The organism is Lysinibacillus sp. RU7, from assembly GCF_057837305.1.
Genome location: NZ_JBYQFK010000014.1, coordinates 109436 through 117938, shown reverse-complemented (window position 1 = coordinate 117938; position 8503 = coordinate 109436). Strand labels below are relative to the sequence as shown.

The following is an 8503-nucleotide window of genomic DNA, read 5'->3' as shown; positions in this document are numbered from 1 at the left end:
ATTTAGATAAAATAGATAGAGATTTATGCTTTAAAACATTCGATTTATTCCTTAAAAATCACGATGCATTAATTAGTCAACTAAAAAAGGAATCCCATACCCTTAAAAGTATGGGAATAAGGTAAACTATAAAAATGGTTTAGGCATGAGCCGGTGCGAACGCTAATGATGGCAAAAGTCGTCTTGTTCGTTGAAGTCTAAAGGAAATAAGAACGTGTCTTTATGTTGTACCCAACCAGTTTCATCGGTTGATGGGAGAGTAAAGAAGACATCTTTTGTACTTTAGAACCCCACTCATTCATGGGTGGGAGTGTCAGAAAATCACTTATAACGGTGGGAAGATTGATGATAGTACAAAGTTTGTTGAACAGTACATCGAAACCGTGTCTTCGCAATTTGAAATCGATTATTTAATGTATCGTTACTATGATTCAATTTCAGTTGTAGAGGATACAAGTAACGAAGAAATGAAAATTGTTGAAATGAAGATTGCGTTTGGTTCATCCACATATGGAATAACCTTTGCCATGTTAAGAGAAGATGGCATTTGGAAAATGGATTACTATCACCTAATTGAATCTAAACTATGAGTAGGGCGAGTAAGTGTGTTAAAGGTTAAAACTTTAACACGCTTATATGTTAAGGAAAAGCAACAATAAAACTCAACCAAATCATTTAAAAGTTTATTAACTTCTTAATGGGCTACTAACTACATATACTTTCTTTGCTACAAACATTTGCAAAAGAAAGGACAATACATAGTGGATATTATGACGACGGAGTTTTTAACGGCTTTACTATCTATCATTGTCATTGATTTAGTGCTTGCGGGTGATAATGCATTGCTGATTGGATTGGTGGCGAAAAGTTTACCGAAAAAGCAGCAAAAGAAAGTCATCCTCATAGGCACTTTTGGCGCTATTTGTGTACGAGTTTTGTTAACGTTAGTTGCTGTCCGATTATTAGAAATTGATGGGCTGTTATTAGTTGGCGGTGTATTGTTAGTTTATATTGCTTATAAGCTGTTATTGAATGAGGAAGAAATGGACGTCAAACCTTCTGAAAAGAGCTTTTGGGGGGCCGTTGGTACGATTTTATTAGCAGATATTTTAATGGGTGTCGATAATATTATTGGCGTTGCAGGTGCAGCACACGGTAATTTCTTATTAGTTGTGATTGGCCTATTCATCTCGATTCCCATTGTTGTGTGGGGAAGTACAATCGTCATTAAATTGATTGAGCTTTTCCCATTTATCATTTATATGGGGGCTGGTATTTTAGCATGGACAGCCTCTAAAATGATTATGAAGGACGCTTATGTGGCACCGTTTTTCCAAAGCCATGTATCCATGTTTAGCTTTGAATTGTTAGTAGTAGCGACCGTATTGTTTACGGGTTTTATCACGAGGCATCGCCTACAAAAAGCAAAAGTTGCGACCAGATAAAAATAAGCCCTATTACTTAATAGGGGGCTACGTTTTATTTAACAACTGCTAAATGAAAAGATTTCAAGTAAATCTATGTCCCATTTATTGCTTGTATGAGCCATCGTACAACATTTGGGATGCAAGAAGCGAAAAAACAAGGAAAAGCTATCGGCCAACCAAAAAAAAACAGATGATAATTTAAAAAGAGCCTTTCACATGTATCCAAGTAAAAAGTATACATTACCATTATATCGCTATATCGATCAGCTAGGGGAATGGCATGCGAATTTACAAAACCTTTACAAAAGCGATGAACCCATTTGTTGAAGCATTTGATATTACAACTTTGTAAATTTCCGCTTTGAATGCGCATACGCCCCTTTACACTTCATCAATAACTTGATATCTTGTAGCAAATAAATAGTTTTAAGCATGGGGGAGTCAGTCACATTGGCACCCCCATGCTTTTTTTACGAAAGGAGTTATTTATGCTTAGGTTGTGGGAAATTTTTATCGTGTCGTTCCGTCTAGGATGTACATCTTTTGGTGGTCCGACCGCGCATTTAGGTTATTTTCAACAAACATATGTCAAGCAAAAGAAATGGTTAACAGACGAGGAATACGCGGATCTTGTGGCACTGAGTCAATTTTTACCTGGACCTGCTTCGAGTCAGGTTGGTATGGGCATCGGTTTAATACGAGGCGGTATAGTAGGGAGCATCGTGTCATTTATCGGTTTTACGATGCCATCTGTATTGTTACTTATGCTATTTGCGGCATTTTATTTACAGGCTGATTTTGATATGAGTTGGATTCATGGCTTAAAACTTGTCGCTGTGGCGATTGTAGCCCATGCGATTATCGATATGGCGAAAAAACTACTGTCAACTTGGCAACATATTACGTTAGCTGTTGCGGCTTGTGGAGTGCTATTATTTTTCGCTACGGCATGGACACAAGTAATCATCATTTTAGTAGCTGGTGTTATGGGCTACTTGATATTTAAAGGGGCTCCGAAAAAAGTCACTGCGACGCAATTATTATCTAAAACAACAGGCGCTATTTTACTCGTACTATTTTTGGCATTACTCATCGTGCTACCTCTTTTAAATAACATCGTAAATATAGAAGCACTAGTATGGTTCGAGAAATTTTATACAGCTGGGGCGCTCGTATTTGGTGGGGGGCATGTCGTACTTCCTTTGTTAGAAACGCAGTTTGTTCATAGTGGACTTATGTCGTTAGAGTCATTTTTAACAGGCTACGGGGCAACACAAGCCGTGCCAGGTCCACTATTTACATTTGCGGCGTATATCGGCATGGTATTAGGCGGAGTAGGTGGTGCTTTCTGGGCAATATTTGCGATCTTTTTACCCGCATTTTTACTTATACTCGGTGCCTATCCATTTTGGGTATCGTTAAGTCAGCATCCAAAGCTGCGCGGTGCCATCGCCGGGATGAATGCAGCGGTAGTAGGTATTTTAACAGCTGCCTTCTTTACACCGATTGTATCCGGAACAATCGGCAATGTATGGGATGCAGTCTTTGCCATCATTCTTTTCATATTACTAATGAAATGGCAAGTAAAGCCATATATTATTGTAATCATTGGCATCGTCATCGGAATTGTATTTTATTAAAAGTATGTAAAGCTATCCATTCATGCTATTTTAGTATGAGTGGTTTTTCAATCGGTATGTAGAGTAAACTTTGGGAACTCATAAAGTCATCATGACGTATATAATAGTATAGAAGGTAATAAATGGGGGACTGTCGAAAACTTTCGGCATCTCCCATTTTGTCTAGGAAAATGATTTGAGGTAGGTGACATGTTGCTTATTTATTATTTAGTTATCAGTTATCTAATCGGTACGTTTATGACCGCTTATTTCGTTGGTAAATGGAAAGGAATTAACCTACAACAAGCGAATACAGGCAATTTAGGTGCTCGTAATGCAGGGCGCACATTAGGAAAAACAGCCTTCTTTCTCACTGTTGTTGGCGATGGATTAAAAGGCGTTCTCGTTGTATTTTTAGGACGCTATCTCGGTTTTGAGGATGTATGGATTACAGCGGGGATGTTGTTTGTTGTACTTGGTCATCTATACCCATTTTGGTTAAAGTTTAAAGGGGGAAAAGGAATTGCGACGGGCATTGGCGCTTTACTTACCTTTTCACCGATTCTCCTGTTAGCGCTAATCGCTGGTTTTGTTATTTCATTACCGTTTACAAAAAGTTTAACGATTAGCATGGTAATTGGTTTTATGACATATAGCATCTATATAGTAGCAACGGGGAAGTTTGACCTTCTTATACTCGTTGCGATACTAGCATTACTGACATTTGAGCATCGTCACAACCTAATAGAAAGAGTGAAATAATATGTACTGGACAAAAATCGCGACAACAGAAAAAGAATTTGAGCAAATCGCAGAGTTAAATTACGAAACGTTCGTTGAGGAAATTCCGCAGCACAAGAAAAATGTGACGCGCCGTCTTGTCGATCGCTTTCATCATGAAAATACATACATCGTTGTTTACAAAGAGGCGGAACTTGTAGGAATGGTTGCCTTTCGTGCTATCCGCCCATTTTCACTCGATGAAAAACTAGGGCCTATAGAGCATCATTTACCAAAAGAACTTTGTCGTCATCTATGTGAGTTACGGTTACTAGCTGTCAAAAAAGAGCATCGCAACGGTCGCGTTATGCTTAAGTTGTTTAAAGCACTATATGCCTACTTTTACGAACAAGATTTTTCTGCTTGTGTGATTTCAGGCACTACACGGGAAGAAAAAATGTATAAGCAAATTGGCTTTACACAATTTGCACCCGCTGTTGGACCAAAAGAAGCACAGTACTTGCCAATGGTACTAACAAAGGAGGCGATTGATACATTCCGCCACCGCATGTTAAAAGAGTTGAAAATATTTTACCCTGGTCCTGTGAAACAAACAACGGCTATTTCCCACACGGAACTGTCACATCGCAGTATGGATGCGACGATGCTATATCAAGATGTCCAACGACAGCTATTAGCGCTTGCCGATAGCCGTTTTGTGGCAACGATTGTCGGTTCAGGCACGGCAGCAAACGAGGTTATGCTAGGCGCTGTAAAAGCAAATTGTCCCAATCAGCCAGGACTTGTACTGAGCAACGGAGAATTTGGGGAAAGATTAATCCAACAGGCGAGGAACTGGCAACTGTCCTTTACGGAGAAATACTACAAGTGGGGAGAGGCATTTAATCTTGAAGAACTTGAGCACATTATAAAAGAACACGATATAAAATGGCTTGCCTTTGTACATGGCGAAACATCTACTGGTACATTAAATCCTTTCAATGAGCTCACTTTACTTTGCCAAAAATACGATGTAAAGCTTTGTGTAGATTGTATCAGCTCCTTTGGTACACATCCGTTCTCATTACAAGATGTCTTTTGTGCAACAGCTGTGAGTGGGAAGGCCATTGGGGCACTGAGCGGTCTTGCGTTTGTCTTTTATAATGAAGTGCCTATTGCTAGCGATCATATCCCTTGCTATGTCAATCTTTCTACGTACCATGAAAAAATGCCGTTTACAGTTCCAGCATACTTATTAGCAAATACATTTGCAGCACTTGAACAATATCCCGAACGTTTTGAGTTACTGAAAAATCGTCTTGAATCGGTACTTACTTCTCCTATTTATATGCAATACGGTTTGCAAACATGGCACTATCCAATTATTGTTACATTTGTAGGGATGGAAGATTTGTATACGTGTACACAGTTAAATGATTTTGCTTTGCACGGTGCGAGTCGTTACTTAAAACAGCGAGGACTTGTCCAATTAAGTATCATTCAGCCAACATTTGAAAAAGATTTTGCGGCACTAGTACAATTATTTTCGCACTATAAGAAACTAATAGGATAGAAGGTGACTTTTGTGTCTCAAGTACAAGATGCAAGCCTTATTTTAGAGGGCGGGACATTTCGAACATTGTTTACAGCAGGCGTACTCGATGCGTTTATCGATGAAAAAATGAAATTACCATACATTGTTGCTATTTCAGCTGGTGCGATTAACGCCTGTTCCTACGTAGCAGAGCAAAAGGAGCGTACATTGCGTGTTCTTTCTACGTATAGACATGATAAGCGCTATATGGGCATTGGTAATTTCCTGAAAGAGCGTAGTTATTTTGGGCTCGATTTTGCGTATAATGTGTTACCGAATCAGCTTGATCTATTTGATTGGGAGACGTATCGCACTTTTGACGGTCAGCTTGAGTTCGGGGTAACAAATGCTTACACAGGAGAAGTCGAGTACATGGACGCACTTACAATGGATACACAGTGTACGATGCTACGGGCTACATGTGCGCTTCCGATTTTATTTCCAGAGATTAAATTGAATGATGTCCCTTATTATGATGGTGGTTTAGCTGACCCGATTCCTGTGAAGCGAGCAGAGGCGCATGGTTTCGACAAGCATATTTTTGTGCTTACCCGTCCTAAAGGCTACCGAAAAGAAATGGATCGTAAAAGTAAATGGGTGATGAAATTATTTGCTAGGAAGTATCCAGCGCTAGCTCAAGCAATGGCAAGTCGCGCAGAACGGTATAATGCAACTTTAGAATATGTGGAGTCACTCGAAGCAACAGGACAAGCATTTATATTTCGACCTGATTATGCACTAAATAGCTTTGAAAAAGATATTTCGGTGATGAATAAAACGTATCAAATGGGTTACGAGCAAACAATGAAGCGTTATGAAGAGTTAACCAAATTTATGCAAAAATAACCTAACATTTTGATGTCCGTTTCGTTACAAACGGGCATTTTTGTTTGTTTTCAGTAATATTTCTGTAACGGAAACGGCTTTGATTTGTAACAAGCATGAAATCTAAAATGGTTAAGATTATATTGTAGGGAAAAACTTTAATCATAGTGGAGGTAATTTATGCGCAAACAAAGTATCTTGTCTTTACTAGGGGTCTTACTTTTAAGTATGACAATGTTTGTTACATCGGCAGATGCGGCAACACACACAGTACAAAAGGGCGATACGTTATACGGTTTAGCGAAAAAATACGACACAACAGTAAACAAACTAAAATCCTTAAATAATTTATCGAGCGATATAATCAGAGTAGATGAAGTACTAACGGTTTCTGAAGAATCGAAATCAGATACAACAGCAAAAACAGATGTACAGGATGAAAAAGAAGTGAAAACATTGGAGGTAACAGCAACAGCATTTACAGCAAGTTGTCGTGGCTGTTCAGGTATTACTAGTACAGGTATTAATTTGAAGAAAAACCCGGATGCAAAAGTCATTGCAGTTGATCCAAAGGTCATTCCACTCGGGACAAAAGTGTGGGTGGAAGGCTACGGTGAAGCCGTTGCAGGGGATACAGGTGGCGCGATTAAAGGCAATAAAATCGATGTCTTTATGCCAACAAATGATAAAGCGTATAGTTGGGGACGGCGCACCGTCACCGTGAAAATTTTAGAATGATGAAATAGGCCATTCTCTTAAAGAGAGGGGATTAGAGTATAAATAAATTCGAAGTTTGATTTTGTCTATCTATATTTATAGGTAAAACTTAAAAACAACAAAATCTACAGGTGGCGCCGTTCTCTTAAAGAGAGCGGTTTTTTCATTTGCTATCGTATTTGAAATCCGTAACAATAGAAATATTAGAAAGGAGCTGAGTAGAACTGAAAGCGGGTTCTTTAATACATAATGTAGTAGGTATTGGCTTAATGATTGTGAGCCTTTTACAAGCGGTGAATTATTGGAATGAAAGTTTACCGAAATCTATTTTTTATCTTATTTTTGCGGGTGTCATCGGCTGGCTCATGTTATTTGTAACGAAAAAACGAAAAGAAATGGAACAAGAAAAAGGGTGAGGACATGAAAAAACTAAAGCTGCCTATTTCGGTATTAGATTTAGTACCCGTACTAGAAGGACAAACCGCACATGAAGCCTTCGTGCGGGCGCGAGATTTGGCACAGCATGTAGATGCGTTAGGCTATACCCGTTATTGGCTAGCGGAGCATCATAATAGCCGCGCTATCGCAAGCTCCGCTACAGCGGTAGGTATTGGCTATATTGCAGAAGCAACAAAGCATATTCGTGTCGGCTCAGGTGGTGTAATGCTACCAAACCATGTACCCCTTATCGTAGCAGAACAGTTTGGTACATTGAATGCAATGTATCCAGGACGCATCGACTTAGGTCTTGGTCGCGCACCTGGAACAGATCCATTTACCGCTCGAGCACTTCGTCGGAATATAGCTGGGGAGGATTTTGAAGAAAATTTATTAGAACTACAGCATTATTTAAGTGACGCTAAAGAGACAGATCCAATTCGCGCTTACCCAGGATTTGGTGACAATATTCCGATGTGGATTTTAGGATCTAGTCTGTTCAGTGCGGAGCTCGCTGCTCGACGCGGATTGCCCTATGCATTTGCTTCTCATTTTGCACCAGATTTCTTGACACGTGCCATCAAGCTTTACCGGGAGCAATTTACACCGAGTGAATACTGTGAAAAACCATATGTATTAGCATGTGTGAATGCGATTGTAGCGGATACCGATGAAGAAGCACACTACTTAGCGACAACTTTCTATCAATTCTTTTTATCCATTATTCGACGCGATCATCAGCTATTAAAGCCACCAGTCGAAAATATGGACGCGAATTGGTCACCTTTTGAACGTGACGCAGTGATGCAACAACGACAATACACATATATTGGTAGTCAAGAAACGGTAGCGGAGCAGTTAAAGGTGTTTATTGAAGAAACAGGCGTAGATGAAATCATGTTTAGCACCTCTATTTTTGATAACGAAGCGCGGAAACACTCGTTTACATGCTTACGAGAAATTTTTGATTGAATTGTTGAAATATTCTAATTCGCGTGATACAATTTATCTAATTTAATAATCTTATCAAGAGAAGCAGAGGGACATGGCCCGATGAAGCTTCAGCAACCTCTAGTCATACTAGAAAGGTGCTACTTCCAGCAAGGACTTTCCTTGAAAGATAAGAGCGAGCGTCTAATACCCTCTCATTCTTATTTGCTGGA

The 8503-nt window shown here is 39.4% G+C and carries 9 protein-coding genes and 1 riboswitch; all 9 genes read left to right on the top strand.

The window, feature by feature from the left end:
• The first annotated feature begins 275 nt into the window (after window positions 1–275).
• The 9 genes from AC3II9_RS12045 (at window position 276) to AC3II9_RS12005 (ending at window position 8312) form a co-directional block, all read left to right on the top strand.
• Complete coding sequence (locus AC3II9_RS12045) at window positions 276–590, top strand: hypothetical protein (protein WP_489155740.1); 315 nt, start codon at window positions 276–278, stop codon at window positions 588–590.
• A 171-nt stretch (window positions 591–761) separates the two neighbouring features.
• Window positions 762–1445 (top strand): TerC family protein, encoded by a 684-nt coding sequence (locus tag AC3II9_RS12040; RefSeq protein WP_489155738.1) that lies wholly within the window; start codon window positions 762–764, stop codon window positions 1443–1445.
• Between the two features lie 470 nt (window positions 1446–1915).
• Window positions 1916–3067, top strand: a complete 1152-nt coding sequence (gene chrA, locus AC3II9_RS12035; RefSeq protein ID WP_489155736.1) for a chromate efflux transporter — start codon at window positions 1916–1918, stop codon at window positions 3065–3067.
• Window positions 3068–3256: 189 nt separating this feature from the next.
• A complete protein-coding gene (locus AC3II9_RS12030; protein ID WP_489155734.1) occupies window positions 3257–3808 on the top strand; it encodes a glycerol-3-phosphate acyltransferase in 552 nt (183 codons plus the stop codon).
• 1 nt (window position 3809) lies between these two features.
• Entirely contained in the window at window positions 3810–5339 is a 1530-nt protein-coding gene (locus AC3II9_RS12025; protein ID WP_489155732.1) for an aminotransferase class V-fold PLP-dependent enzyme, read from the top strand.
• A 12-nt stretch (window positions 5340–5351) separates the two neighbouring features.
• The gene (locus AC3II9_RS12020) at window positions 5352–6206 is read left to right on the top strand and encodes a patatin-like phospholipase family protein (protein WP_489155730.1); all 855 of its coding nucleotides are present in this window, start codon (window positions 5352–5354) and stop codon (window positions 6204–6206) included.
• Between the two features lie 159 nt (window positions 6207–6365).
• Window positions 6366–6923, top strand: a complete 558-nt coding sequence (locus tag AC3II9_RS12015) for a 3D domain-containing protein (protein WP_489155728.1) — start codon at window positions 6366–6368, stop codon at window positions 6921–6923.
• A gap of 248 nt (window positions 6924–7171) precedes the next feature.
• A complete protein-coding gene (locus AC3II9_RS12010) occupies window positions 7172–7318 on the top strand; it encodes a hypothetical protein (protein WP_489155726.1) in 147 nt (48 codons plus the stop codon).
• A 4-nt stretch (window positions 7319–7322) separates the two neighbouring features.
• Window positions 7323–8312 (top strand): LLM class flavin-dependent oxidoreductase, encoded by a 990-nt coding sequence (locus AC3II9_RS12005; protein WP_489155724.1) that lies wholly within the window; start codon window positions 7323–7325, stop codon window positions 8310–8312.
• Window positions 8313–8360: 48 nt separating this feature from the next.
• Window positions 8361–8467, top strand: a riboswitch (SAM riboswitch).
• The last annotated feature ends 36 nt before the right edge of the window (window positions 8468–8503 follow it).

What these genes read in the sequence shown, in the direction of transcription:
- chrA (WP_489155736.1), top strand. Translation starts at nt 1,916, where the DNA reads ATGCTTAGGTTGTGGGAAATTTTTATCGTGTCGTTCCGTCTAGGATGT.
- AC3II9_RS12030 (WP_489155734.1), top strand. Translation starts at nt 3,257, where the DNA reads ATGTTGCTTATTTATTATTTAGTTATCAGTTATCTAATCGGTACGTTT.
- AC3II9_RS12005 (WP_489155724.1), top strand. Translation starts at nt 7,323, where the DNA reads ATGAAAAAACTAAAGCTGCCTATTTCGGTATTAGATTTAGTACCCGTA.
- AC3II9_RS12010 (WP_489155726.1), top strand. Translation starts at nt 7,172, where the DNA reads ATGATTGTGAGCCTTTTACAAGCGGTGAATTATTGGAATGAAAGTTTA.
- AC3II9_RS12025 (WP_489155732.1), top strand. Translation starts at nt 3,810, where the DNA reads ATGTACTGGACAAAAATCGCGACAACAGAAAAAGAATTTGAGCAAATC.
- AC3II9_RS12015 (WP_489155728.1), top strand. Translation starts at nt 6,366, where the DNA reads ATGCGCAAACAAAGTATCTTGTCTTTACTAGGGGTCTTACTTTTAAGT.